The organism is Paucibacter sp. DJ2R-2, from assembly GCF_025717675.1.
GTDB lineage: Bacteria > Pseudomonadota > Gammaproteobacteria > Burkholderiales > Burkholderiaceae_C > Paucibacter_A.
This window is the reverse complement of the sequence record NZ_JAJIRT010000003.1, coordinates 24292-50387: the sequence shown is the minus strand read 5'-3', so window position 1 is coordinate 50387 and position 26096 is coordinate 24292. Positions and strand designations below refer to the sequence as shown.

The window sequence follows — 26096 nt, the reverse complement described above, 5'->3', positions numbered from 1 at the left end:
CAACTGAGGCGGCCGGCGCCAGCGCCGACCTGCTTTTTTCGTTCCGACCGGTGATCCCGGCCCTTCTTTCAAATCAGACGCTCAGAGCTTCAGCGCTTCCATCACGAGCTTCTCGCCCTCTAACCGGATCTGGGCCGGCTTGCCCTGCACCGTATCGGGCAAGGGGTTCTCGGTGGTGCGGTAAATGCCGGCGATCGAAATCAGCTCGGCTTCCATGCTCGCCGCAAATATTCGCGCCTCGGTGTTGCCGCGCGCACCGGCAATGGCCTTGCCGCGCAGCGGCGCATAGACATGAATATGGCCGTCAGCGATCACCTCGGCACCGTGATTGACCAGGGCCAGCACGACCAAATCGCCGCCCTTGGCATAGATGCGCTGGCCCGAGCGCAGCGGCTTGTCCACCACCAGGGTGCGGACCGCTTCGCCCGGCACAGCGACTTCACGAATGACCTCGTGCACCACTTCCCGAATCACTTCCTGCACCACCGGCGCCGGCTCCACCGAGCGTGCGCGCGGCGCGGCCGGAACGTCGGGTTCGGGCGCCTCGGCCAAGCCCAAGGACAGGGCCTGCGCCAACTCAGCAGGCTGGGCGCCGTACACCGCTACCGGCGCCATGCGGTGGCGCCGCAGCAAAGCGAGCAAAGCTGCCACATCCACGTCGGCCCGCCCCGGCAGCACGGGCTCCAGGCTGAGCTGGGTCGGCTGCTCTTGGGCATCGCTCGCCTCGGCCGCCTCCAGCGGCAGCTGGCTCAGATCGATCAGCAAGGGTTCGTGACCAAACACATCGGGCGTGTCGCCCAAGCGAAGCTCCAGCTGGCGCCCGAGTTCGGCCAGGTCTGCGGTCTTGAGCTGCAGCGACAGCAGACTCAGCGTCGTGCTCTTCAACTCAAAACCCTCGGCGGCTTTGGCCGCCGTCCTTCCCTGTTGTGCCTGAGTCATCTGTTGCCCTGATGCCGCTACCGTGCAAAGTGCGCGATTTTAGCCATGCAGCGCACGCAAAGACCTAGGCATCGCCCCCGATACCGGCGCACGCCTGCACAAAAACCAGGCAGACCAGCAAAGCGCCAGCCCTATCAAGCACTTAGCCACGCTATCGAGATTCAGCCCACAAAGTTGTCCACAGCAGCTGTGCAAAAACGAGGCATGTCTGTCACCGCAATGTCACTGAATTTCGCGACGAAGCGTGTTCAGGGCTTGACTTATCCCCACTTCTTGATCCACAGGAATTGGACCAAGCAACTCTGGGGCCGCGCCGGGCAGCTCGCGCAGACGATCGCTAAGTCATTGATTCATATAGAGACAGCGCCAGTGCCGCGAAAAGAGGCAGATTAAGCCAGATGGCCTCGCCACAAGGGTTTGGCGCGCTCCAGAGGGCCTTGTCCACAAAGTTATCCACAGCGAAAGTGGATAGTCTTTTTAGACCATAAGAATCAGGCACTTAGGGCCGATGCTTCATGTTCAACCGAGCTTTTCACGCTAACTGGAGGCGCGCCAGAACCACGCCAGCGCGCCGGCCACAGCGTCCAGCGGTTACAGTGACACCCCTATCTGCGCCCCGCAGATGCCTTGCAGGAGCATGTCCTTGGCCACACCGAACTACTCATACGAAAAACGCCAACGCGAATTGGCCAAGAAGAAGAAAACCGAAGAGAAACGCCAGCGCAAGCTGCAAAAGCCTGACGGCAGCCCCGATCAGGACGCGCCCGCCGAAGACGGCAGCGGCGAAGCGGTGCCCAACGAAGGCGGCGTCAGCTCCGACCCTGCGGCGCCTGCCACGAGCAACTGAGCCCGGCCCGCTGCGGCGGCAGCGGCCAGGCCTGTGCACGCATGGCCCTAAAATGCGCGCCTCCCCGGCACCTCCGCCAGGCCCGCAAAGACACCATGACACGCAAGCTCTTCGTCACCACCGCCCTGCCCTATGCCAATGGCAACTGCCACATTGGCCACATCATGGAGTGGACCCAGGCCGATATCTGGGTGCGCTTCCAGCGCATGCTGGGCCAGCAGGTGCATTTCGTCTGCGCCGACGATGCCCACGGAGCGCCCATCATGATTGCCGCCGAGAAGGCCGGCATCACGCCGCAACAGTTCGTGGCCCAGATCGCGGCCGGCCGCAAAGCCTATCTGGACGGCTTCCACATCGCCTTTGACAACTGGCACTCGACCGACGGGGTCGAGAACCACGAGCTGTCCAAAGATGTCTACAAGGCCTTGCGTCGCAACGAGCTGATCGAGGTGAAAACCATCGAGCAGTTCTTCGACCCGGAAAAGGCCATGTTCCTGCCGGACCGTTTCATCAAGGGCGAATGCCCGAAATGTGGCGCCAAGGACCAGTACGGCGATTCCTGCGAATCCTGCGGTGCCGTCTACACGCCGACCGAACTGAAGAATCCCTTCTCGGTGCTCAGCGGTGCCACGCCGGTGATGAAGAGCTCGGAGCATTATTTCTTCAAGCTCAGCGATCCACGCTGCGTCGAGTTCCTCGAGCAGTGGACGCAAACCCCGGGCCGCCTGCAGTCCGAGGTGCTGAACAAAATCAAAGAATGGTTCACCAAGGATGAAGACGGCAAAGGTGGGCTCGGTGACTGGGACATCAGCCGCGACGCGCCCTATTTCGGCATCGAGATTCCCGATGCGCCGGGCAAGTACTTCTACGTCTGGCTGGATGCGCCGATCGGCTACCTCGCCTCGCTGAAGAACTACTTCAGCAAGACCGGCCAGGATTACGAGGCCTTCATGGCCGACGAGTCGGTCGAGCAGGTGCACTTCATCGGCAAGGACATCACTTATTTCCACACCTTGTTCTGGCCGGCCATGCTGCATTTCAGCGGCCGCAAGACGCCCAACCATGTCTTCGTGCACGGCTTCCTGACCGTCAACAACGGCGAGAAGATGAGCAAGAGCCGCGGCACCGGCCTGGACCCGCTCAAGTACCTGAACCTGGGCATGAATGCCGAGTGGCTGCGCTACTACATCGCCGCCAAGCTCAACGCCCGGGTCGAGGACATCGACTTCAACCCCGATGACTTCGTCGCCCGCGTCAACAGCGATCTGGTCGGCAAATACATCAACATCGCTTCGCGCGCTGCCGGCTTCCTAGCCAAGCGCTTCGACGGCCACCTGTCGGCCGATCTGGGCGTAGAAGGCCGTGCTCTGCTGGACGGTCTGCGCGCCCACAGCGGCACCATCGCCGAGCTGTACGAAGAACGCGAGTTCGGCAAGGCCTTGCGCGAGACCATGCTGCTGGCCGACCGGGTCAACGAGTATGTGGACCAGAACAAGCCTTGGGAGCTGGCCAAGCAAGAAGGCAAGGATGCCGTGCTGCACGATGTCTGCAGCGTCTGCATCGAAGCCTTCCGCCTGCTGACTCTCTACCTGAAACCGGTGCTACCAGTGCTGGCCGCCAAGGTCGAGACCTTCCTTCGCATCGCGCCGCTGCAATTCGCCGACAGCGCACGCGCCCTGGGCGCCCACCAGATCGGCGCCTACGAGCACTTGATGCAACGGGTCGATCCCAAGCTGCTGGAAGCGCTGTTCGAAGCACCGGCCGCAGCCGCCGCTCCCGTGCCCGTGCCCGGCGGCGAGGAGCTGGCGCCCGAGATCAAGATCGAAGACTTCAGCAAGGTCGATCTGCGCATCGCCAAGATCGTCAAAGCCGAGCATGTCGAGGGTTCGGACAAGCTGCTGCGCCTGACCCTGGACGTGGGCGAAGGCCGCCTGCGCAATGTCTTCAGCGGCATCAAGAGCGCCTACCAACCCGAGCAGCTCGAAGGCAAGCTGACGGTGATGGTGGCCAATCTGGCGCCGCGCAAGATGAAGTTCGGCATCAGCGAGGGCATGGTGCTGGCTGCCAGCCACGCCGATGAAAAGACCACGCCCGGCATCTTTGTGCTTGAGCCATTCCCCGGCGCGCAGCCAGGCATGCGGGTACGCTGAAGCGAACAGGCCCATGCCGCAGTGCGCCCGGGTTCAAGCCTGCACGCCGCGTCGCCAGGCCCTGGGCCTGATGGGCGCCGGCATGCTCGGCGCTGGCCTGCTGATAGGCCCGCTAACGTTGCAGGCCGCCGGCATCCGCCAGCGCTTGCTGATGAGCTACAACGACGACTACGCGCCCTACTCCTTCATTGACCCGCTGACCCAGCCCGGGCGCGTCCAGGGCATCCTGCCCGATGTGCTGCAGGCGCTGCTGAAGGACCTGGACAGCATCGAGATCGAAAACCTGGGCCTGCCCTGGCGGCGCGCCCAGGCCGTGGTCAAACTCGGCCAGGCCGATGGCCTGTGCACCTTCGCCTCGGATGAGCGCAAGGTCTACGCGCACTTCAACGACGTGCCCCTTGTCGAACTGCGGCCGCATCTGTTCTTCAGCGCGCGCCATCCACAGCGTGCACAGCTCGAAAAGCTGCGCTCGCGTGAGGAACTCAAGGCCTTTCAACTGGTGGACCAAAAAGGCAATCAATGGGCCGAGCAGACCCTGGCTGATTTCCCCCATGTCGAGTGGACCACCGGCCATGACGCCATCTTCCGCATGGTGATGGCGGCGCGTGGTGATGTCCATGTCTCCCTGAGCCCCCTGGTCACGCAGTGGCGACTCAAGAAACTAGCCATCCACGCTCAGGTGATGTCGATCCCGGCCCCGTATATGGCTGCGTCCGTGCCCTTCCATGTGGGCCTGCGTCAGGACTTTCCCGGGGCGCGCCAGATCCTCGCCCATCTCGACCGCCGCCTGAGTCAGTCCGGCAGCGCGCAGCTGATCGACAACATCGTGCGCAACTACGCCGGCTGATCAGCGTCTCAGTTGCGGCCAGCAGGCGCAGAATCAGAGCAACGCCATGTTGCCGCTCCACCCATTCCGACCCCGCTCGCTGAGCCTGCTGCAGGGCTACAGCCGTCAGCGCTTCATCGCCGACTTGGGCGCCGGCTTCACGGTCGGCATCGTCGCCCTGCCGCTGGCGATTGCCTTCGCCATCGCCTCGGGCGTGAAACCGGAACAGGGCATCTTCACCGCCATCATTGCCGGCTTCTTGATCTCGGCCCTGGGTGGCTCCAGCGTGCAGATCGGCGGTCCGGCGGGCGCATTCATCGTCGTCATCTACGGCATCGTGCAGCGTTACGGTCTGGCCAATCTCCTGATTGCAAGCATGCTGGCCGGCTGCTTGCTGACCGTCATGGGCGCCTTGCGTCTGGGCGCTTGGGTGCGCTACATCCCGGTCAGCATCGTCATCGGCTTCACCAATGGCATCGCGGTGCTGATCGGCCTTTCCCAGCTGAAGGACTTCCTGGGCCTGCCGATTGCCCACATGCCGGCCGACTTCTTCAGCCAGATTCACTTGATCGCGCAGCATCTGGGGCAGATCAATCCGATGGCGCTCCTGGTCGGCAGCGCCTGCGTGGCCATCGTCAGCCTCTGGCCCAAAACCTATGCCATGGAGCGAGGAGCCCTGGCCTGGCGCGCTCGCCTGCGGCACTCGATGGCCCTGCTGCCGGGGACGGTGATTGCCCTGGTCGCCGCCACCCTGGCCTGCTACGGGCTGGACCTGCCGCTCGAAACCATTGGCAGCCGCTTTGGCGGCATTCCCCAGGCCCTGCCCAGCTTTGCCTGGCCGAGCTTCAGCTGGACTGGCGTCAAGCAGCTGCTGATGCCCACGCTGACCCTGACCCTGCTCGGCGCCATCGAGTCGCTGCTCTGCGCACGCGTGGCCGACAAGCTCAGCGAACAACCGCGGCATGACCCCAATCAGGAGCTGATGGCGCAAGGCATTGCCAATTTGCTAACACCGCTGTTCGGCGGCATCCCGGCCACCGGCACCATCGCCCGCACGGTCACCAATGTGCGCGCCGGTGCCAGCAGTCCGGTGGCGGGCATGGTGCATGCGCTGGTGCTGCTGATCATCGTGCTGGTTGCCGCGCCCTTGGCCGCCCATATTCCGCTGGCGGCCTTGGCAGGAATACTGCTGGTGGTGGCCTGGAATATGGGCGAATGGCACGAATTTGCGCGACTGCGCCACTTCAGCCTGCCCTACCGCACCATCTTGCTGGGCACCTTCGGCTTGACCGTGATCTTCGACTTGATGATCGCCGTAGAGGCTGGCCTGGTGCTGGCCTGTCTGTTCTTCATCTACCGTATGAGCACCCTCTTCACGGTGCAAGTGCTGCCGTCGCAAGGGCTACCACCCGGCACACGAGCACTCAAACTGTTCGGGTCTTTGTTTTTCGCCGCGGTCGGCAAGGTCGAAGGACTGAGCCAGGCCCTGCAAGCGGGCGAGCACACCTTGGTCCTGGACATGCACATGCTGATCTCGATGGACAGCTCGGGTCTCGATGCGCTCTTGCAATTGCAGCGCAGCCTGCAGAAACAAGGCCAGACCTTGCTGCTGTGCGGGCTGAACGAGCAGCCGGCCAGCTTGATCCAGCGCGGCGGCTTGGCCGAGGCCCTGGGCCCGCAAGGCATTCATGGCGATTTCACGCAGTGGCTGGCCTCGGCCAAGGCAGCCAGCCTGTAAAATTCGCGGATTGCGGTCCGCCGCCCCTCAGCACCTGCCCACACCATGCCTCTGTTCTGGAAAGCCTACAAGTCCGAAGCCAGCACCTTCATCGATGAGCTCAAGGCCAAAAAGCCGACGCTGGAGGCGGAACAACGTGCCGGCCGTGCCCTGCTCTGGGACAAGCCCGTGGACCGGGCCGCCCAGGCAGATTACCGGGCCGCACGTGTCGAGCAGCAGCCCTACGTCTACCAGACCCAGGCCAAGTAAGCAGAGATTCCGGTTCTCGCACCGACCGAGACCATGAGCAGCGAGCACCCGCCCGCGGCCGACCTGCCGCCGCCACCGGCCGACCCTCTGCCCGGCTTGCCGGAGACCATCGACAGTGTGGCCGTGGCGCGGCTCTACGGCGAGCCGCTGTTCCAGATGCCGCTGGACCTGTACATCCCGCCCGATGCGCTGGAGGTGTTCCTGGAGGCCTTCCAGGGTCCGCTGGACTTGCTGCTCTACCTGATCCGGCGCCAGAACTTCAACATCCTGGACATCCCGCTGGCCGATGTGACGCGCCAGTACCTCAGCTATGTCGACCAGCTGCGCAAGCACAACCTTGAGCTGGCCAGCGAGTACCTGCTGATGGCGGCCATGCTGATCGAGATCAAGTCGCGCATGTTGCTGCCGCCCAAGAAAAGCGAAGACGGCAAAGAGCCTGAAGATCCACGCGCCGAGCTGGTGCGGCGCCTGCTGGAATATGAGCAGATCAAGCTGGCTGCAGCCCGGCTGGACGCCCTGCCGGTCTTGGGCCGGGATTTCTTACGGGCCCAGATTCACATCGAGCAGTCGCTGCAGCCACGCTTCCCGGACGTCGACGCCAATGACTTGCGTGATGCTTGGCTGGACATCCTGCGTCGCGCCAAGCTGAATCAGCACCACAAGATCACGCGCGAGCAGCTGTCGGTGCGAGAGCACATGAGCATCGTGCTGCGCCGGCTGCAGGGGCAGCGTTTCGTGGAGTTCGAGCAGCTGTTCGATGTGTCACGCGGCCAGTCGGTGCTGGTGGTGACCTTCATCGCCATGTTGGAACTGGCGCGCGAGCGCTTGTTGGAAATCACCCAGGCCGAGGCCTTTGCGCCTATTTACGTACGCCTGGCCTATACGCCGGTCTGAACCAACCCCGACCAACCGGGCCCGAGGGTCAGAGCGGGGCCACCCGCCAGGTCGAGAAATGCGCGTCGGGCTGACGCTGCACCATTTGCCCGACGGCCAACACCGCCTGCGTACGCGAGCCCACACCCAGGGCCTTGAGCACGGCAGCCACATGGTCCTTGATGGTCTCCACCGAAACCCCGAGCTCGCGCGCGATGATCTTGTTCGGCTTGCCTTGCAAAAGCAGGGCCAGCACATCGGTCTGGCGCGGTGTCAGGGCCAAGCCCTCCAGACCGGTCGTCACTTGGTAGTTTGAAGCAAGCGCTTGTTGCTGAATCTGCTGCAGCTTGCTCTGCTGCGGGCTCAAGGCGTCGCCGCGTGCAACGCTGTCCTGCTCCGAGCTGCCGTCCGAGCCCAGACCCATGGGCGGCACATAGATGCCCCCTGACATGACCAGCTTGAGCGCCTGGGACAGCAGCTCGGTCTCGGCACGCTTGGGCACAAAGCCCATGGCACCTTGGTCAATCGCACGGATCACGTCACTGGCACGATCAGAGGCTGAGATGATCACCACCGGCAGGGCCGGATAAGCGGTGCGGAACTCGTCCAGCACATCGAAGCCGCTGGCGTCGCCCAGCTGAAGATCCAGCAGCACGAGATTGAAGTCGCTGTGGGCCAACAAAGCCTGGCGCGCGGCCGCCGCGCTTTCGGCGCCGACCACCTGCACATGATCGCCCATGCCCTCGATGACGGTCTTCAAAGCCGCCAATATCAGCGGGTGATCGTCGATCAGCAAAACCTTCATGCCCATCCTTCAGCGCAGCCTATGGTGTGTCTCATGCGGGCTGAATGATAGAGCGCCGCAGGCGACTGGGGTACACACCCCGATGGGTGATACGCCCGCACAGCTGTTCTGATGGCGCACGGAATGGGGTGCTGCGCATCAGGACGACTTGGCGTCCAGCCAGGCCGTTAGCGGCGCCCATTGCGCCAGGTCTCGCTCGACCCGGCCTTCGGCGACATCCCACAGGCTCAGACCTTGCGCGGCCAGCTGCACGTAGTTCTGGGTGTCACGCAAGATGGCCAGCACGGGCGTGTCCAGCCCGGCGAGAAAACCGCGCAGCTGCTGCAGCGACAGCGTGCCCTCCTTGGCGCGCATGCCGACCAGGGCCAGCTGGGGCAGACGCTTGGGCGGGTCATCACGGCTGCGCAGCTCCGACAGTTTCTGGACAAAGTCAAAGCTGGCCTGGATGTCAAACATGCTGGGCTGCAGCGGGATGATGAGTTTGTCAGCCAGCTTGAGTAGGGTCTTGAGGCGCTTGCCATCCAGGCCGGCGGGCGAGTCCAACACGACGTGGCTGACCCCCTTGGGCGGTTTAACGACCTGCTCACCATCGAAATCCCAGCCCTGGATCAAGGGCAGCTGCGCCGGGCGCTGGGCCAGCCAGCGGCGGGCCGATTGCTGCTTGTCGACATCGCCCAACATGACTTTGTGGCCGCGCGACGCGAGGTAGCCGGCCACATTGGTCGACAAGGTGCTCTTGCCTACCCCTCCCTTGGGATTGGCGATCAGGATCACGGGCATGGGCACACTCCTCAGGGGCGTCAACAAAAGCCGCTGCAAGCGACAACACAGGCCGACATCCTAACGGTGCCCTGCTCGGGTTAACCTCGGCGCATGCCCGAGATTTCTGACATCCTCATCCTCGCTGCCCACCCCGATAGGGCCCAATCGCGCGTCAGCGCCCGATTGCTGGACGCACTGAGTACCCAGCCTGTGCGCTGGACCCTGCATGATTTGTATCGCCGCTACCCCGACTACGCCATTGATGTGGCCGAGGAGCAGCGCGCCTTGAGCGCCGCCAAGCTGGTGGTGCTTTTGCACCCGCTCCATTGGTATGGCATGCCGGCCCTGCAAAAGCTCTGGGTGGACGAGGTGCTGAGCTTTGGTTGGGCCTACGGGCCCGGCGGTCACGCCTTGCACGGCAAGGATGTCTGGTTGGTCAGTTCCACCGGCGGCAGCGCCGAGGCCTACAGCGCCAGCGGCCACCATGAACATCCGATCGGCGATTTCTTGCTGCCCTACGCCCAGACCGCGCGCATCTGCGGCATGAATTTCCTACCGCCCCTGCTGCTGCACAGCGCCCACCAAGCCGGAGAGCTGGAACTGCAGCAACATGCCCAGATCTTCATCGACAAGCTGATGCACTACCCACAATGGTGCGAGGCCGGCGGCCGCAGCGCGCAGGTCATTCCGGAAGTTCCCCTGGACGCCCGCCCGGCCCCGTTCTCAAGCCTGCAACGCCAGCCGCAGGAGGCGCAGCCATGAGCGCCGCCGGTAGCAGCTGGCTGCATTTGCCCCTGGTCTGCCTGGGCGCGGCGGTGGTCGCCGTGCCACTGGCACGTTTTCTGCGCCTGGGTTCCATCCTGGGCTATCTGATCGCCGGCGTGCTGATCGGGCCCAGCGTGATGGGTTGGATCAGCGAGCCGGGGCAGATTCTGGAAGTGGCCGAGTTCGGCGTGGTGCTGATGATGTTCCTGGTGGGCCTGGAGCTGGAACCCAAACGCCTCTGGGCCTTGCGCCGGCCGATCTTCGGCTGGGGTTCCTTGCAGCTCTTCGGCTCCGCCGCTTTGCTCCTGGGCCTGGCCTCGCTGTTCGGCGTGCCTGCCGGACTTGGCCTGGTACTGAGCTTGGGGCTGGCCATGTCGTCCACGGCCGTGGCCCTGGCGGTGCTGGCCGAGCGCAATCTGGGCCGCACCACGGCCGGGCAGAGCATCCTCAGCGTCGCCCTGCTTCAGGACATCGCGGCGATTCCCGTGCTGGCCCTGGTGCCCATCGTCGCGGCCGCTGGCGTGGCTGCCACCGCAGCGGACCCCAGCAGCGGCGGCAGCGGCTGGGCAGCAGCCAAGGCCCTGGGCATGGTGCTGCTGATCGTGCTGGGCGGTCGCCTGGCCCTGCGACCGGCGCTGCGCTGGATTGCGCGCAGCCGCACACCCGAGATCTTCACCGCGGCGGCCCTGCTGCTCGTGATCGGCACGGCGGCCCTGATGCACAGCGTCGGTCTGTCCATGGCCTTGGGCGCATTTCTGGCCGGCGTGCTGCTGGCCGAGAGCGAATACCGGCGCGAGCTGGAGACCGATCTGGAGCCTTTCAAAGGCTTGCTGCTGGGCCTGTTCTTCATCGCCGTGGGCATGGGCCTGGAACTGCGCGTACTGCGCGAGCAAACCGCCCTGGTCCTGGGGCTGCTGGCCGCACTCCTGCTCTGCAAGGGTCTGCTCTTGAGCTTCATGGCGCGCTGGATGCAGATCCCGGTGCTGGAGCGCCCGGTGTTCGTCATCCTGCTGGCCCAGGGCGGTGAATTCGGATTCGTGGTCTTTCAACTGTCGCAGCAGGCCGGCTTGATCGATGCCACCCAAAGCTCGGCCCTGGTGGCGGCCGTGGCCCTGTCCCTGGCCTGCACGCCGGCCCTGCTGCTGCTCAGTGATCGCCTGTTGCTGCCGCGCTTGCAGCGCCGCAAGCAGGCGCTGCCGGGTGAACAGGAAGCGCCGGAACCGGCACCTATCCTGATCGCGGGCTTTGGGCGCTATGGCCAGATTGTCGGCCGCCTGCTGTTCGCCCACGGCTATGAAGCCACCGTGCTCGACCATGACGCCGAAGCGATCGAGGCCATGCGCAAGTTCGGCTGGCGGGTGTTTTTCGGCGATGCAACGCGCCTGGACCTGCTGCGCAGCGCCGGGGCAGCACAGGCGAAAGTGCTGGTGATCGCCGTCGACGATATGGAGCAAAGCCTGAAGATTGCCGAGCTGGCACGCGAACATTTTCCGCAAGCCCGGGTGGTGGCAAGGGCACGCCATGTGCGCCATTACTTCGGCCTGCGCAACCTCGGCGTGGAGCTGATCGAACGGGAAACCTTTGATGCAGCCCTCAACAGTGGGCGCAGTGTCATGGAGGTTTTGGGGCTGGAGCCCCATGCCGCACGCAAGCTGGCCTGGCGCTTCCGCCAGCACAATATCGAGCAGCTTGAGCAAATGCTGCCGCTGCAACACGACACCGGCGCCCTGATTGCCGCCGCCCGCCAAGCAAGGCTGCAGCTCGAAGCGCTGATGGCCCAAGAGCGCGAACAGGCACGCCAGCAACAGCAGGCCCGCGCCGGCGGAAGCTGGAGCCGCGCTGAGAAGCAAGAGCCCGAGCTCAAGCCAAGCAAGGATTGAGTGACTGCGGCGACAATCGTCGCCTATGTTTGCTCCCTCCCAACTCGAGGTGCGCCGTTTTTTCTGCGCCACCTACCGCAAGCTGCGCGACGGCCTGCCCTTGATTCCCATGGAGGCGATCGCCGCCGACTGGATCGCCCAGCATCCGGAGTACCACGCCGAACTCGGCGACGAGGAAGCGGCGCTGGCCGCGGTGTACAGCGTGGAGGAGGGTCGAACCAACCCATTTCTGCACCTGTCCATGCACCTGACCATCAGCGAGCAGCAGTCCATCGACCAGCCGCACGGCGTCCGCCAGGCGGTCGATCTGCTGGCGGCCAAGCGCAATTCGCTCCATGAGGCCCACCATGTGGCCATGGACTGCCTGGGCGAGATGATCTGGGAATCGCAGCGCAGCGGCCTGCCGCCGGACGGCCACGCCTACCTGGACAAGGTACGAAAAAAAGCCACGCAGTGAGCGTGGCTGGCAGCGAGGTCGGCTCTGGGGCCCATAGCGGCCCGAGCCGGCTTGGACTCAGGCCTGAATCGAGGGGCCGCCCAAGCTCTTGCGCTCACTCTTGCCGAGCGCCGAGTACAAGCCCGTGGGCTCGCCGGGCATCAGCACATCGATGGCGCGGTCAAGTGCGGCCGTGGCACGGGCCAAAGACTCACGCTGCGCTGCCACCCGCCCACCGGCCTGGACCAAGCGGTGGCGCAGATGGGGTGGCACGGCGCCGGCGCGTGCGGCTTCGCTGAAGCTGGAAATGGCCTGCGCCAAGGCTTGGTGCAGGCGACCGGCGTACTGTTCGATCGCCTGGGTGTCCCGGCGCAACAAGGCGTCGCCGAGCAGATTCAGACAGCTTTCCACCTCCAACAAAGGTTGTTCGAGTTGCTGGCCGACCGCGGCCGGGCTGGATTCAGTTGGAGGCAAAGCGTGCATGGCTGTCCCCGCCATAAGGCGTTGAGAACGCGTTGGGTATCAATCGAAACTCCTGGCAGCAGGCCGACTCGCGCTTGCTGACACGGCCGTCAAAGCGCCTCAGTGCGGCGACATGCGACTGAGCATTTCCTGGGCATTGGCAATCAGCTTGTCGGCAATGACATTGGCATTGACCGTGAATTTGCCGTCTGAAATCGCCTGGGAGATGCGGCCGACCTTTTCCGTGTCAAAGCTGCCATCTTCAGGAACGCCGGCCAGCAGTTTGGTGGCATTGGTCGACAGCTCCAACGTGGCGCTGGCTTCGGGCGCCTTTTTGCCGGCCACCGCTGCGGCCGCGCCCTGAGCCTGCGAACGCCCGGCCTGGGTTGCGCCCGCCTTGTCGGCACCAACGGCCGACGCTGCGATTTCTGGGCTATTACCGATTTTCATGGTGCTCTCCATAGGCCTGGGTCATGCCCAAACCTGTCCAGGTTTTCCGGTGTATCGACGCTCAACATGAAGACTTTAGTACTTTCGACAAGATCGACCCCACCCCGCGGCAGTTTGTCACTGCCACAGAGCTGCGCCGCAACACCGGCCGGCTGAAGCGGAAGCCTGTTCACAACAGCACCTCCACTCGCCGCTCACCGACGACCCGACCCGTCACGACCCGTCCGTTGTCGAAACGGACCTTGACGCTCTGTCCTTCCAGACCTGCGGCCATGGCCTGCCCTTCGCCGGCGACGGCATAACCCGGGCCGGACACCCGGACCTGCACCGTCTCACCGGCAGCGAACCATTGCCGCATCTTCAAGCTGCTGCTGCTCAAGGCCTCGCCAGCCGCCACCGGGTGGCTGAGCGTACGCCCCAGCAGGCCGGCGGCATCTGTGAATACCGCGCCAGGCACTGCAGCTATGTCTATTTCGGCCGTTGCCAACTGCGCTTGAGTCAGATTGCCCCCCGAAGCCAGGGGTTCAGCGGCCACCACGGCGCGGGCAAACACCCGCACCTGCACCGGTACCGTGACATTCCAGCGCGCACGGCCGTCGACGCAGCGCAGACCGATGCGGGTGCGACCCCACATCTGTAGGCCGGCCGGCAAATAGGGCTGCACCTGGCTGCAAGGCGCCAACTTCAGACGAGGGTCGAGCTGCCCGACCTGCACATCCACCCGGGCCTGTGCCGGCATGCCGGCACGCGCTCCGCTCTGAGCCATGTCCTGCACTTGCAAGCGCAGCTCGGCACTCAGACCGGACAGAGCTGCAGCCGGTGCCTGCGAGCGAGCCACCAGGGGCAGGCCAGCGAGCACCAGCAGAACCGCCAGCGCCGGACGGCGGAGCGACTCAGTTGCAGGAATGCAGGCTCGGGAAATCATGCGTGGACTTTAGGCCTGCCACCCCGTCGCCCTTGGTCCGAAATGCGCAGCAAAGCCCACGCTATTCCCGCTAATGTTTTCGAAAGCACCCAACACAATCCTTTCACATCGCCCAATCCCGTCCATCCGGCCGGAACCTGGCAGCTCTGCAGCTGACCAGGCGTGGCGCTCCAGCCCGACCATCACCGGGGCACGCATCATGCTGAATCGACTGACCGACAACCTGAACTTCCAGACCCAGGCCCTGGCCTTGCGCTCGGAACGCCAGCGCATGCTTGCCAGCAATATCGCCAATGCGGACACCCCGGGCTTCCAGGCCCGCGACCTGGACTTTGCCCGCGCCCTGCGTGAGGCCACGGCTTCCAGCGCCGGCGGCAGCAGCAACTTGCTGACCACCCAAGGCGGCCATATGGGCCTGGCCGGCGGCGGCCGCAGCGAAGCCAGCAAACTCTACGCGGTGCCGGCCCAGACCAATCTGGACAGCAACACCGTCGACATGGACCGTGAGCGTGCCAGCTTCGCCGACAACACGGTCAAGTACGAGGCCACCTTGCGCTTCATCAGCGGCTCGGTGCGCACCACGCTCGACGCGATGAAGTCGCACAACGCGTCCTGATGCACTGAGCGCCCAAGCAGTCATCCGACCAGGAGCACCTCATGTCCATGTTTCAGATCTTCAATGTTGCCGGCAGCGCCGTCAGCGCGCAGAGCCAGCGCCTCAATGTGGTGGCCAGCAATCTGGCCAATGCCGACACCGTGGCCGGCCCCGATGGCAAGGCCTACAAGGCCAGGCAGGTGGTATTTCAAACCGCTCTCATGGGCGCCAGTGGCGACCAGGCGGCGGCCGGCGTGCGTGTCAGCACGATCAGCGAGGACCAGACCCCTGGCCGGCGCGTGCACGACCCCAAGCACCCCAAGGCCGATGCCGAAGGCTATGTGACCTACAGCAATGTCAACACGGTCGAGGAGATGGTCAACATGATCTCAGCCTCGCGCTCCTACCAAAACAACATCGAGGTGATGAGCACGGCCAAGAACCTGTTGCTCAAAACCCTGCAGCTCGGCCAGTCCTGAGCACCACCTGAAAGAGGCCCGCCATGGATGTCATCAGCGCCGTCAAGTCCACCGACACCACCACCAACTCCGCGCAAGAATCGGCCAGCAAAAAGGCGGTGGACACGCAGGACCGATTTCTCAAGCTGCTGGTGGCCCAGATGCAGAACCAGGACCCCATGAACCCCATGGACAACGCCCAGGTGACCAGCCAGATGGCGCAGATCCAGACGGTCAGCGGCGTCAGCACCCTGGACACCAGCATCAAGTCCCTGGCCAACCAGTTCACCCAGATGCAGGCGCTGCAGAGCGTCTCCTTGGTCGGCCGCGAAGTCAGCGTGGAAGGCAATCGCCTACAAATGAGCAACGGAGTCGCCGAGGGCAGCTATGCCATCAGCAGCCCGGCCGATGCCGTCAAGCTTGAAGTGCTGAGCCCGGCCGGCGGCGTCATTGACACGGTGCAACTGGGCGCCCAGGGCACCGGGCGCCATGACTTCAAGTGGCCCTCCGACAAATACGCGGACGACGCCGGGCTGAAGTTCCGCATCACTGCCACCAAGGGCACCGCGACCGTCAGCAGCACCCTGTATGCCCAGGACAAGGTGCTGGCCGTCAACACGACCGGCACCTCGCTCAAGCTGCAGCTGCAGAACGCCGGGCTGGTGGACTACGCCAGCGTCAAGACTTTCGACTGACAACGCTCGCGCAGCGCTCACTCCAGCAGTCCATCACAACAGATCCATCCGAAGGAAACACCATGAGCTTCCAACAAGGCCTTTCCGGTTTGAACGGCGCGAGCAAGAACCTCGACGTCATCGGCAACAACATCGCCAATGCCGGCACCTATGGCTCCAAGGCGTCGCGCGCCGAGTTCAAAGATGTCTATGCCGGCGCCCTGAACGGCGCGGGCAGCAGCCCGGTCGGTATCGGCACCAGCCTGGCCGCCGTGGCGCAGCAGTTCACTCAGGGCAATATCACGACCACCGAAAGCCCCATGGACCTGGCCATCAACGGCGGCGGATTCTTCCAGGTCAGTGACGGCGTCAATCCGATCATGTACAGCCGCAATGGCCAGTTCAAGCTCGACCGCAACGGTTTCATTGTTAACAACGACCAGCTCAAGCTGATGGGCTACCCGGCCGATGGAAGTGGTGTGATCCAGCCCGGCCTGGCCCAGCCGCTGAAGCTGCCCACCTCGGGCATCGCCCCCAAGACCACATCGGAGATCTCCACCGAGTTCAACCTCGACTCGCGCTCCAAGGTCACGGCCAATGCCGCGGCGCCCGGCATCGACATGAAAAACCCGGCCACTTACAACAACGCCACCTCGCTGACGGCCTATGACGCCAAGGGACAGGATGTGGCCATCACCATGTACTTCCAGAAAACTGAGCCGGCAGCCGACGGCAGCACCACCTGGAACATCTTCGCCACCGCCAACGGCGCGCCCTTCGCCACCGATGCACTCGGCGGCGCCATCGGCACCGATGCCAACGGCAACCCGCTGACGCCCTATGCCACCGTCACCTTCCCCAAGACCGGCGGCAAACCGATCGACCCGACCACCAAGATCAATATGGATGTACCGGCCGGCAAGAACGCGGCCGGCGCGACCACCCTGGACATTCCCGGCATCAAGTTCGACATGCTCGGCGCCACCGAGAACGGCTCCAGCTTCGCCGTCACCAACCTGACTCAAGATGGCTATGCCCCGGGCCAGCTCTCGGGCATCCTGATCGAGAACAGCGGCATCGTGATGGCGCGCTACTCCAACGGTCAGTCCAAACCGGCCGGCCAGGTTGAGCTGGCCACCTTCCGCAGCCCGCAAGGCTTGCAACCCATGGGCGGCAACGTCTGGGCTCGCACCTTCTCCTCGGGCGAGGCGGTGGTGGGGGTGCCAGGCGACGGCAATCTGGGCAAGCTGCAATCGGGCGCACTGGAGGAATCCAATGTCGACCTGACCGCCGAGCTGGTCAATATGGTCACCGCCCAGCGCGCCTACCAGGCCAGCGCCCAGACCATCAAGACCCAGGATCAGGTGCTGCAGACCATCGTCAACCTGCGTTGATCTGTCTGAACCTGAATCCACTCTCGCCTGATTGAAGCCAAGGACCCGCCATGGACCGCATGATCTACCTCTCGATGGCAGGCGCCAAGGCGGCCATGCAGCGACAGGATGTGCTGGCCAACAACCTGGCCAATGTCTCGACCAATGGCTTTCGCGCCGAGCTGCAGGCCTTTCGCTCGGTGCCGATTCGCGGCGACGGCGCCAGCACCCGCGCTTATGCACTCGAGACCACCACCGGCTACAACTCTGACCCCGGCGTGATGCAGGCCACCAGCCGCAATCTCGACGTGGCCATGAAGGGCAACGCCTGGTTGGCCGTGCAAGGACTGGACGGCACCGAGGCCTACACCAGAGCCGGCGCGCTCGACGTCAACGCCGAAGGCCTGCTCGTCATGCGCAATGGCTTGCAGGTTCAGGGCGATGGCGGCCCCATCAATGCACCGCCAAACACCGAGCTGTCGATCGGCAACGACGGCACGGTCAGCGCCAAGGCCGCCAATGGCACCAGCACCACCATCGGCAAGCTCAAGCTGGTCACGCCCGAGGCGCGTATGACACGGGGCGCCGACGGCTTGTTCCGCGCCCCCGATGGCGACCTGCCCGCCGACCCCACGGCCCGCTTGCAAGACGGCGCGCTGGAAGGCTCCAACGTCAGCGCGGTCGAGACCATGGTCAGCATGATCGCGGCCGGCCGCCAGTTCGAGCAGCAGATGAAGCTGATGCAGATTGCCCAGACCCAGGGCCAGCAGTCGGCCAAATTGCTCGGCACCTCTTGACCTCCCGATTCGCCTGAAGGACACCCACCATGATCCGCTCACTCTGGATTGCCAAGACCGGCATGGAGGCCCAGCAAACCCAGCTGGACACCATCTCCAACAACCTCGCCAATGTCGCCACCAACGGCTTCAAACGCTCGCACGCGGTGTTCGAGGATCTGATTTACCAGAACCTGCGGCAAAGCGGTGCCAACACCACCGAACAGACGCAGTTGCCCACCGGCTTGCAGGTCGGCCTGGGCGTGCGCCCGGTCGCTACCTCGCGCATCTACAGCCAGGGCAATCTGCAGCAGACCACCAACAATCTGGACCTGGCCATCAAGGGCAATGGTTTCTTCCAGGTGCAGATGCCCGACGGCACCACCGCTTACACCCGCGACGGCTCCTTCCAGCTCGACTCGGCTGGCCAGATCGTCACCAACAACGGTTACACCGTGCTGCCCGGCATCACCGTGCCGGCCAATGCCCAAAGCCTGACCATCGGCAACGACGGCACCGTCAGCATCACCGTGCCGGGTTCGCCCGCGCCGCAGACCTTGGGTCAGGTGCAGCTGGCCAATTTTGTCAATCCGGCCGGCCTGGACCCCAAGGGCCAGAACCTGTTCTCGGAGACTGCCTCATCCGGTACACCGAATGCCGGCGCCCCCAATGCCAATGGTCTGGGCGCCTTGCAGCAAGGCTTTGTCGAAACCTCGAACGTCAATGTGGTCGAGGAGCTGGTGTCCATGATCCAGACCCAGCGCGCCTACGAGCTCAATTCCAAGGCCGTGCAGACCTCGGACCAGATGCTGCAAAAGCTCGCCCAGATCTGATGGAGCGCCTCATGAAGACCCTGCCTGACGCCCGATTCCTGTTGACCCTGGGCAGCGCCTTGCTGCTCGGCGGTTGCAGCACCTTGTACCGCGAACCGCAGGTCGAGCTGCAGCACACGCCGGTGGTCAATTTGCCGGCCCTGCCGCTGCAGCCGCCCAGCAATGGCGCCATCTACCAGGCCGCAGCCTACCGCCCCCTGTTCGAGGACCACCGCGCCCGCCTGGTCGGTGACACGCTGACCATCCAGATCGTCGAGAAGGTCACCGCCAGCCAGAGCAGCACCAGCGAGCTGAACAAGAGCGGCTCGCTGACGGCTGGCGTCACCGCCCTGCCCTTCGTCAGCGCCAACTCCTTCGGCCGGGCCTCGGCCGGCGGCAGTTCGGCCACCAAGTCGACCGGCAAGGGCACGAACGAAAACACCAACGATTTTTCCGGCAGCATCACCGCCGTGGTGACCGCCGTGCTGCCCAATGGCCATCTGATGATCAGCGGCGAGAAGCAGATCGGCGTCAACCATAACGTCGATGTTCTGCGCTTCTCGGGCCAGGTCGACCCGCGCTCGATCACCCAGGGCAATGTGGTGCCATCGGCTTCCGTGGCCAATGTTCGCATCGAACAGAAGGGCCGCGGCGCCACCGCCGACGCCCATGGAATAGGCTGGTTGTCGCGGTTCTTTTTGAACCTTTGGCCGACTTAAGTTTGCCCAGAATCGGTCGTAGAGGATTCCCCCTCCACGACCATCATGCAAACAGCCACCGACAAACTCCTACGCGCCCTGACCGGCCTCGCCGCCCTGCTGGCCAGCGCCGCCCTCTGGTGGCCCGTTGAGGCCGAAGCGGCCCGCATCAAGGAAGTGGCCGCGATCCAAGGGGTTCGCACCAATGCCCTGACCGGCTACGGCCTGGTGGTCGGCCTCGATGGCACAGGTGACCAGACCACCCAGGCCCCCTACACCGGCCAGAGCCTGGCCGCCATGCTGCAGCAGTTCGGCGTCATCCTGCCGCAAGGCGTGACCATGCAGCCGCGCAATATCGCCGCGGTCATGGTGACCGCCCAGCTGCCCGCCTTCGCCCAGCCCGGCCAGCAGCTCGACATCGCCGTGTCCTCGGTCGGCAATGCCAAGAGCCTGCGCGGCGGCACCCTGATCACCACCCCGCTGCGTGGCGCCGACGGCCAGGTCTATGCCCTGGCACAAGGCAATCTGATCGTTGGCGGTGCCGGCGCTTCGGCGGGCGGCTCCAAGGTCCAAATCAACCACCTCTCGGCCGGCCGCATCCCAGCCGGCGCTCTGGTTGAGCGCTCGGTGCCGACACCGCTGCAGAACGGCGACTTCATCCAGCTCGACCTCAACGCCGCCGACTTCAACACCGCACGAGCCGTGGCCCGCGCCATCAACAAGGCCAAGGGCGCCGGTGTGGCCCAGGCCATGGATGGCCGCGTGGTGCGCGTGCGCGCCCCCAACGACCCCGACGAACGCGTCAACTTCCTGGCCGATATGGAAAACCTGGCCCTGGACTTGGCCGAACCTGCAGCGCGCATCGTCATCAATGCCCGGACCGGATCGGTGGTCATGAACCAGGCCGTGACCCTGGCCGCCTGCGCTGTTGCGCACGGCAACTTGTCGGTCACCATCAGCTCCACACCCCAGGTCAGCCAGCCCAATGCCATGTCGGGCGGACAGACCCAGGTCACCGAGAAAGTCGACATCTCCATCAAGCAAGACCCGGGCTCGCTGATCCAGCTGCCCGCCGGGGCCAAGCTGGCCGATGTCGTCAAGGCGCTGAATTCGCTGGGCGCCACGCCGCAAGACCTGCTGGCCATTCTGCAAGCGATGAAAACCGCCGGCGCGCTGAACGCCGAGCTGGAGGTGATCTGATATGGCCCTCTCTCCCAACAATGGCATGGCCCTGGGCGGTGGCACCAGCCTGGGCAATGACCACCGCTCGATCGAAGCCCTGCGCTCGGCCGCCGCGCGCGACCCCAAGAGCAGCATCCGCGAAACCGCCAAGCAGTTCGAGTCCCTGTTCATGCAGGAGGTGATGAAGAGCATGCGCTCCAACACCATGGCCACCGGCATGCTGGAGAACTCCGCCACTCAGATGGGCAGCGAGATGCTGGACACCCAATTCGCCGGCAAGATGACCGGCTTGCCCGGCGGCCTGTCCGATGCGATTGCGCGTCAGCTGCAGCGCCAAATGGGCGTGAGCGACGGCAAGGCCGAGCCGCTCAAGACCTTGCAGCCCCTGCCCACACTGGCCAAGAAGAATGTGGCGCCCCATGTGGCCAGCTTCATACAGAAGCACGACGACGCGGCCAAGGCCGCCGAGGCCAGCACCGGCATCCCGGCCAGCTTCATGATTGCCCAGGCCGCACACGAGTCCGGCTGGGGCAAGCGCGAAATCAACAACAAGGACGGCCAGCCCTCCTTCAACGTCTTCGGCATCAAGGCCACATCGGCATGGAAGGGCGCCGTGGCCGAGGTGCAGACCACCGAGTTCATCGATGGCAAGGCCCAGCGCGTCACCGCCAAGTTCCGCGCCTATGGCAGCTATGAAGAGGCCTTCAAGGACTACGCCAAGCTGATCAGCAACAACGAGCGCTACAGCAAGGTGGTGGCGCAGGCCCAAAACGGCGGCGCCAAGGGCTTTGCCCAGGGCTTGCAGAACGCCGGCTATGCCACCGACCCCGAGTACGCCAGCAAGCTGGCCCGGGTCATCAACACCACGGTGCGCGTCCAGCGCGCCCTGGCCTGAAGTTCAGGCCTGAGGAGCGCAAGCCATGAGCGGATTGCTGTCCATCGGCGTACGGGCGATGTTTGCCAACCAGGCCGCCCTGCAGGCGGTCGGGCAGAACATCGCCAACGCCAACACACCGGGCTACTCCCGCCAGTCGGTGGTGCTGACCACGCCCGAGGGCCAGTACACCGGCGCCGGCTATTTCGGCAAGGGCGTGACGATCCAGACGGTCGAGCGCTCGCACAATGAATTCCTGACCCGCCAGGCGGCCGGCAGCAAGTCGCTGGCCCATATGGACTCGACCCGCATGAGCCAGCTGTCCCAGCTGGAGAAAATCTTCCCGCCCGGTGAAACCGGCCTGGGTGCCGCCGCCGGCCAGTTCCTGAACGCCATGGTGGACGTCAGCAGCCGGCCCTCCGACCCGTCCGCGCGCCAGGTGGTGATGGGCCGGGCGACCGAAGTCGCGGCCCGCTTCGCCAGCGCCGGCCAGCAACTGGTGGAACTGCAGTCGGGCGTGGTCAGCGACCTCAAGGCCAATGTCGATGTGGTCAACCAGCTGAGCAAGCAAATTGCGTTCGCCAACGACCAGATCTCGCGCGCCAACGGCAATGGCCACACGCCCAATGACCTGCTGGACCAGCGCGACAAGCTGATCTCCGAGCTCAGCCAGTACATCCAGGTGTCCACCCTGCCGGCCACCGACGGCACCCTGGGCGTCTTCATCGGCGGCGGCCAGCGCCTGGTACTGGGCGCGCAGGCGCAGGAACTCACGGTCACGCAAGACCCTTACGACAGCCAACGTGCGGCCCTCAGCATCACCGACTCCGGCGGCCCGCGCTCGCTGGACGAAAGCGTGCTGACCGGCGGCTCAATTTCCGCCCTGCTGCAATACCAGAACAAGGACCTGCAGGACGCCCGCAATATGCTGGGCCAGATGGCTGCTGCCCTGGCCTCGCGGGTCAATGACCAGCAGGCCCTGGGTCTGGACCTGTCTGACCCACCGGGCAAGGGCGTGCCCATCTTTGCCTTCGGCGCGCCCCGCGCCCTGCCGGCAAGCACCAATGCGCGCGCGCCCGACGGCAGCTTTGCGTCCGATGTGACCATGACCATCACCAATGCCAGCCAGCTGCAGGCCAGCGCCTACCGCCTGGAGACCGACCCGACCGGCGGCGGCGCCAGCTACAAGCTGACCCGGATCAGCGATGGCTACAGCCAGACCGTGGTCAATGGCGACACGGTGGATGGCTTCCGCATCGACTTCTCGGCCACCCCGCCCGGCCCCGGCGACTCCTACATCCTGGAGCCCGTCGCTCAGGCCGCGGTGGAAATGCGCCGGGTGCTGGAGCAGCCCACCGGCATCGCCGCCGCATCGCCACTGACCGCGACCACCAATGTCGACAACAAGGGTTCGACCACGGTCAATTCCATCTACGCGGTGAACGACAAGTTCGACGCCAGCAAGCTGCCCATCAGCCTCGCGTTCGGTGATCCCGACCCGACCAACCCAGCCAAGCTGCAGTACACCCTGACCCTGGGCGACGGCTCGGTGCTGACTGGCACCTGGTCAGCCGGCCAGAACATCGGCAACCAGCCCACCGCCGTGCCGCCGATCGACCTGGGCTTCGAGCTCAGCCTGAACGGCGTGCCGCGCAAGGACGACACCATCACACTGGAGCGCACCCAGTTTCCGGCCACCAACAACGGCAATGCCAAGGCTTTCCTGAACATCCAGGGCGAAAAATTCGTCGGCCAGCGTGTGCGCGCCGATGGCAGCATCGCTGTTGGCGCCACCATCAACGAAGCCTACTCCGCCACCATGAGCGAAATTGGCTCGCGGGTGCAGGGCGCCACCTATTTGTCCAGCGTTTCCGTGGCAGTGGCGGCCGAGGCGGAATCCACCCGCGCTGGCCAGGCCGGCGTCAACCTCGACGAAGAAGCCGCCCGGCTGATGCAGTACCAGCAGGGCTACCAAGCCGCGGCCAAGGTGCTGCAAGCCGCCCAGAGCCTGTTCGATGAATTGCTGCGCCTGGCTGCGCGCTGAGCTCTCAGCGGCTGGCAGGCACTGAGCCGACCCCATACGAATAAGGAGCACCGCCATGCGCCTCGCCACATCCAATATCTTTGACACCAGCATCGCCACCTTGCAGCGCCGCCAGCAGGCCATGCAGGCCTCGCAGCAGCAGCTGACCTCGGGCAAGAAGATCAATCTGGCCAGCGATGACCCGACCGGCGCCGCGCGCGCCGAGCGCTCGCTCGCCACCATTGGCCGGGTCGATGCCAACCAGCGCGCCTTGGAAGCCAGCCGCAACGGCATGACGCTCAGCGAAGCCGCCCTGGGCGACGCCAACGAGCTCTTGCAGCAGATGCGCGAGACCATGATCGCCGCGGGCAACGCCAGCTACAGCGACGCCGAGCGCGCCGGTCTGGCCAACAAGATCGCCGGCCTGCGCAACCAGCTGCTGGCGATTGCCAACCGCGGCGATGGCGCCGGCGGCTATCTGTTCTCAGGCCAGGGCGCCAGCGACCCGCCCTTCCTGGACCAAGCCGGCGGCGTGCGCTTCAACGGCGTGTCGGGTTCCATCCAGACCGGCAATATCGACAATTTCCCGCTCACCGTGGACGGCCGTCTGGTGTTTGAGCAAGCGAGCAGCGGCAACGGCACCTTCGAAACCGGCCCCCTGCCCAATCTGATCTCGGTGCCACCTGGCGCGGCGCCCAAGGGTTGGATTGACGCCGGCCGCACGGCCGACCCCTCGCAGCTGACCGGTCACAACTACCTGATCGAAATCAGCGGCACCGGGCCTGGCGCCACCGTCACCGTGACCGACACCGACCTGGGCGCCGCCGTGATGTCTGGCCCCTTCACCCCGGGCAAGGCGGTGACCTTCGACGGCATGGCCATCAATATATCGGGCCAGCCGGTCGACGGCGACCGCTTCGAGATCAAACCGTCCACCAACTCGCTCAAGCTGTTCGACGTGCTGGACCGCACCGTGGCCGAGTTGCGCACGCCGCTGCGCACCGGCGTCGAGATTTCCCAGTCCAACTCCGGCCGCGTGCGCGACCTGGATGCGGTGATGACGAACTTACAAAATGTTCGCAGTCAGCTGGGCGAGAGGCTGAATAATCTGGACGGCACCGAGTCCCGCATGGCGGCCCTCAAGCAGTACAACCAGGCCGAACGTTCCGCGGCCGAAGACCTCGACATGGTGCAAGGCATTTCCGATTTCCAGAACCAGCAGACCGGCTATGACACGGCGCTGAAAACCTATGCGATGGTGCAGCGCATGTCGCTGTTCCAGTACCTCAACGTTTGATTCCCCCAGCGGCTTCATGAACCATCCCATACTCGGCGCCATTGCCCTCGGCTACACCCCTTTGATCGACCGCCAACGCATGGTCGGCGCAACCCGGCTGACCGTGGTTCCCCTGCGCCCGGACGCACCGCTGGAGGCGGCCGAGCTGCTGGCCGCCGTGGCCGAAGTCTGGCCGGCCGGCGGCGGCCAAGTGATTCTCAACGTCATCAACGAAGGCCTGCTGACGGCTTTGCTGGGCAGCGAGCTCAGCGCCAATGTGCTGATCGAGGTGCCGGCCTTCATGGCCTGTGACGCGGCGCATGCCGAGCTGCTGCTGACACTGAAGAAACGCGGCACCGGCTTGCTGCTAAAAGGCCGGCCCGCCGCTGCTGTACCGGCCGAGCTGCTGCCCTGCTTCAAGCAGGCCGTACTCGACCTTGACGACGAAAACCGCCCCTCCGATGTGGCTATGCCGGCCTTGCCGCGCTATGTGGCGGGCCTGCGCAGTGCGGCCGACATCGACGCAGCCTTCGGTCGCGGCGCGACCGGCGTGATCGGCTGGCCCATGCAAGGCCCCTACGAGCCGCCCGCCAATGCACCGCGCACCGATATTCAGGCCGACCTGCAGGTGATCGTTGAGCTGATGTCCCGGGTGGACCAGGACGAAGACATCGAGCGCCTGGAACAGACCCTCAAGCGCGACCCCAGCCTGGCCTTCAAGCTGCTGCGCTACCTGAACTCGGCCGCCTTCGGCCTGCCGGTCGAGGTGTCCTCCTTCCGCCACGCCATCATGCTGCTGGGCTACCCGCGCCTGAAGCGCTGGCTGGCGCTCTTGCTGACCACGGCCAGCAAGGACCACAGCATGCGCCCCATCATGTTTGCCGCCCTGCGCCGCGGCCTGCTGATGGAGGAGCTGGCCAAGAGCATGAGCGACAGCGAGCTGCGCGACGAAATGTTCATCTGCGGACTGTTCTCCCTGCTCGACCACATGCTCAAGCAGCCCTTCACCAAGCTGCTGCAGTCGATTCCCATGCCCGAGCGCGTGCGCCAGGCCCTGGTCGACGGCAGCGGCCCCTACCAGCCCTATCTGGAGTTGGTGCACGCGATCGAGAATGAATCGGTCTATGACTTCCGCAGCGCCGCCGAGCAGCTGATGCTGAGCGCCGAGGAGATCAACCAATGCGTGCTGCGGGCACTGAGCAAGGCAGCTCAGCTCGAGTGAACCCGGCCTCCTCTGGGCGGCCCGTA

27 protein-coding genes are annotated in these 26096 nt (G+C 64.8%); 21 read left to right on the top strand and 6 right to left on the bottom strand.

Translation table 11 applies throughout. The features are described 5' to 3' along the window. Positions 1 to 81: 81 nt before the first annotated feature. Positions 82 to 939, bottom strand: a complete 858-nt coding sequence (gene minC, locus LNV28_RS09570) for a septum site-determining protein MinC (protein ID WP_263520575.1) — start codon at positions 937 to 939, stop codon at positions 82 to 84. A gap of 643 nt (positions 940 to 1582) precedes the next feature. On the opposite strand from minC, the gene LNV28_RS09565 reads away from it, so the two are divergent. From LNV28_RS09565 to LNV28_RS09540, 6 genes are all read left to right on the top strand, one after another. Beyond that, on the top strand, positions 1583 to 1786 hold the full coding sequence (locus LNV28_RS09565; protein ID WP_263520574.1) for a hypothetical protein: 204 nt from the start codon (positions 1583 to 1585) through the stop codon (positions 1784 to 1786). 95 nt (positions 1787 to 1881) lie between these two features. Beyond that, entirely contained in the window at positions 1882 to 3936 is a 2055-nt protein-coding gene (gene metG, locus LNV28_RS09560; protein WP_263520573.1) for a methionine--tRNA ligase, read from the top strand. Between the two features lie 13 nt (positions 3937 to 3949). Then, the gene (locus LNV28_RS09555; protein WP_263520572.1) at positions 3950 to 4783 is read left to right on the top strand and encodes a substrate-binding periplasmic protein; all 834 of its coding nucleotides are present in this window, start codon (positions 3950 to 3952) and stop codon (positions 4781 to 4783) included. Positions 4784 to 4829: 46 nt separating this feature from the next. Next, positions 4830 to 6500, top strand: a complete 1671-nt coding sequence (locus LNV28_RS09550) for a SulP family inorganic anion transporter (protein ID WP_263520571.1) — start codon at positions 4830 to 4832, stop codon at positions 6498 to 6500. Positions 6501 to 6545: 45 nt separating this feature from the next. Continuing rightward, positions 6546 to 6749 (top strand): DUF3460 family protein, encoded by a 204-nt coding sequence (locus LNV28_RS09545; RefSeq protein WP_263520570.1) that lies wholly within the window; start codon positions 6546 to 6548, stop codon positions 6747 to 6749. Positions 6750 to 6782: 33 nt separating this feature from the next. Next, positions 6783 to 7643, top strand: coding sequence for a segregation and condensation protein A (locus tag LNV28_RS09540; RefSeq protein WP_263520569.1), 861 nt, complete (start codon positions 6783 to 6785; stop codon positions 7641 to 7643). Positions 7644 to 7671: 28 nt separating this feature from the next. Here LNV28_RS09540 and LNV28_RS09535 read toward each other — a convergent pair whose 3' ends face one another. After that, complete coding sequence (locus tag LNV28_RS09535; protein ID WP_263520568.1) at positions 7672 to 8427, bottom strand: response regulator; 756 nt, start codon at positions 8425 to 8427, stop codon at positions 7672 to 7674. Positions 8428 to 8565: 138 nt separating this feature from the next. Continuing rightward, complete coding sequence (locus LNV28_RS09530; RefSeq protein WP_263520567.1) at positions 8566 to 9207, bottom strand: AAA family ATPase; 642 nt, start codon at positions 9205 to 9207, stop codon at positions 8566 to 8568. A gap of 93 nt (positions 9208 to 9300) precedes the next feature. Here LNV28_RS09530 and kefF point away from each other — a divergent pair, with 93 nt between their 5' ends. The 3 genes from kefF to LNV28_RS09515 are packed head-to-tail and all read left to right on the top strand — an operon-like array spanning position 9301 to position 12291. Beyond that, positions 9301 to 9951 carry a glutathione-regulated potassium-efflux system oxidoreductase KefF gene (kefF, locus tag LNV28_RS09525; protein ID WP_263520566.1) on the top strand — a complete coding sequence of 217 codons (651 nt, stop codon included), beginning with the start codon at positions 9301 to 9303 and terminating at the stop codon, positions 9949 to 9951. Beyond that, positions 9948 to 11834, top strand: a complete 1887-nt coding sequence (gene kefC, locus LNV28_RS09520; protein ID WP_263520565.1) for a glutathione-regulated potassium-efflux system protein KefC — start codon at positions 9948 to 9950, stop codon at positions 11832 to 11834. Before kefF ends, kefC begins: the two co-directional genes overlap by 4 nt. A 25-nt stretch (positions 11835 to 11859) precedes the next feature. Beyond that, complete coding sequence (locus tag LNV28_RS09515) at positions 11860 to 12291, top strand: DUF1841 family protein (RefSeq protein ID WP_263520564.1); 432 nt, start codon at positions 11860 to 11862, stop codon at positions 12289 to 12291. Between the two features lie 57 nt (positions 12292 to 12348). On the opposite strand, the gene LNV28_RS09510 is transcribed toward LNV28_RS09515, so the two are convergent. From LNV28_RS09510 to flgA, 3 genes are all read right to left on the bottom strand, one after another. After that, positions 12349 to 12753: a hypothetical protein gene (locus LNV28_RS09510; protein ID WP_263520563.1), complete on the bottom strand. Its 405-nt coding sequence runs from the start codon at positions 12751 to 12753 to the stop codon at positions 12349 to 12351. Between the two features lie 99 nt (positions 12754 to 12852). After that, positions 12853 to 13182, bottom strand: coding sequence for a flagellar biosynthesis anti-sigma factor FlgM (flgM, locus tag LNV28_RS09505; protein ID WP_263520562.1), 330 nt, complete (start codon positions 13180 to 13182; stop codon positions 12853 to 12855). A 169-nt stretch (positions 13183 to 13351) separates the two neighbouring features. Further along, a complete protein-coding gene (gene flgA / locus LNV28_RS09500; protein ID WP_263520561.1) occupies positions 13352 to 14107 on the bottom strand; it encodes a flagellar basal body P-ring formation chaperone FlgA in 756 nt (251 codons plus the stop codon). Between the two features lie 199 nt (positions 14108 to 14306). Here flgA and flgB point away from each other — a divergent pair, with 199 nt between their 5' ends. From flgB to LNV28_RS09440, 12 genes are all read left to right on the top strand, one after another. Further along, the gene (gene flgB / locus LNV28_RS09495) at positions 14307 to 14723 is read left to right on the top strand and encodes a flagellar basal body rod protein FlgB (protein WP_263520560.1); all 417 of its coding nucleotides are present in this window, start codon (positions 14307 to 14309) and stop codon (positions 14721 to 14723) included. A gap of 41 nt (positions 14724 to 14764) precedes the next feature. Beyond that, positions 14765 to 15181 carry a flagellar basal body rod protein FlgC gene (gene flgC / locus LNV28_RS09490; protein WP_263520559.1) on the top strand — a complete coding sequence of 139 codons (417 nt, stop codon included), beginning with the start codon at positions 14765 to 14767 and terminating at the stop codon, positions 15179 to 15181. Positions 15182 to 15204: 23 nt separating this feature from the next. After that, the gene (locus tag LNV28_RS09485) at positions 15205 to 15855 is read left to right on the top strand and encodes a flagellar hook assembly protein FlgD (protein ID WP_263520557.1); all 651 of its coding nucleotides are present in this window, start codon (positions 15205 to 15207) and stop codon (positions 15853 to 15855) included. 62 nt (positions 15856 to 15917) lie between these two features. Continuing rightward, positions 15918 to 17228 carry a flagellar hook protein FlgE gene (gene flgE / locus LNV28_RS09480; RefSeq protein ID WP_263520556.1) on the top strand — a complete coding sequence of 437 codons (1311 nt, stop codon included), beginning with the start codon at positions 15918 to 15920 and terminating at the stop codon, positions 17226 to 17228. A gap of 50 nt (positions 17229 to 17278) precedes the next feature. Beyond that, positions 17279 to 18004, top strand: coding sequence for a flagellar basal-body rod protein FlgF (gene flgF, locus LNV28_RS09475; protein ID WP_263520555.1), 726 nt, complete (start codon positions 17279 to 17281; stop codon positions 18002 to 18004). A gap of 29 nt (positions 18005 to 18033) precedes the next feature. Beyond that, a complete protein-coding gene (gene flgG / locus LNV28_RS09470) occupies positions 18034 to 18816 on the top strand; it encodes a flagellar basal-body rod protein FlgG (protein WP_263520554.1) in 783 nt (260 codons plus the stop codon). Positions 18817 to 18827: 11 nt separating this feature from the next. Beyond that, the gene (locus tag LNV28_RS09465) at positions 18828 to 19514 is read left to right on the top strand and encodes a flagellar basal body L-ring protein FlgH (protein ID WP_263520553.1); all 687 of its coding nucleotides are present in this window, start codon (positions 18828 to 18830) and stop codon (positions 19512 to 19514) included. A gap of 45 nt (positions 19515 to 19559) precedes the next feature. Next, positions 19560 to 20693, top strand: a complete 1134-nt coding sequence (locus LNV28_RS09460) for a flagellar basal body P-ring protein FlgI (protein WP_263520552.1) — start codon at positions 19560 to 19562, stop codon at positions 20691 to 20693. Between the two features lies 1 nt (position 20694). Then, entirely contained in the window at positions 20695 to 21570 is an 876-nt protein-coding gene (gene flgJ, locus LNV28_RS09455; RefSeq protein ID WP_263520551.1) for a flagellar assembly peptidoglycan hydrolase FlgJ, read from the top strand. Between the two features lie 25 nt (positions 21571 to 21595). Continuing rightward, positions 21596 to 23593 carry a flagellar hook-associated protein FlgK gene (gene flgK / locus LNV28_RS09450; protein WP_263520550.1) on the top strand — a complete coding sequence of 666 codons (1998 nt, stop codon included), beginning with the start codon at positions 21596 to 21598 and terminating at the stop codon, positions 23591 to 23593. A gap of 55 nt (positions 23594 to 23648) precedes the next feature. Then, a complete protein-coding gene (gene flgL / locus LNV28_RS09445; RefSeq protein WP_263520549.1) occupies positions 23649 to 24869 on the top strand; it encodes a flagellar hook-associated protein FlgL in 1221 nt (406 codons plus the stop codon). A 16-nt stretch (positions 24870 to 24885) separates the two neighbouring features. Continuing rightward, positions 24886 to 26070, top strand: coding sequence for an EAL and HDOD domain-containing protein (locus LNV28_RS09440; RefSeq protein ID WP_263520548.1), 1185 nt, complete (start codon positions 24886 to 24888; stop codon positions 26068 to 26070). Positions 26071 to 26096 lie beyond the last annotated feature (26 nt).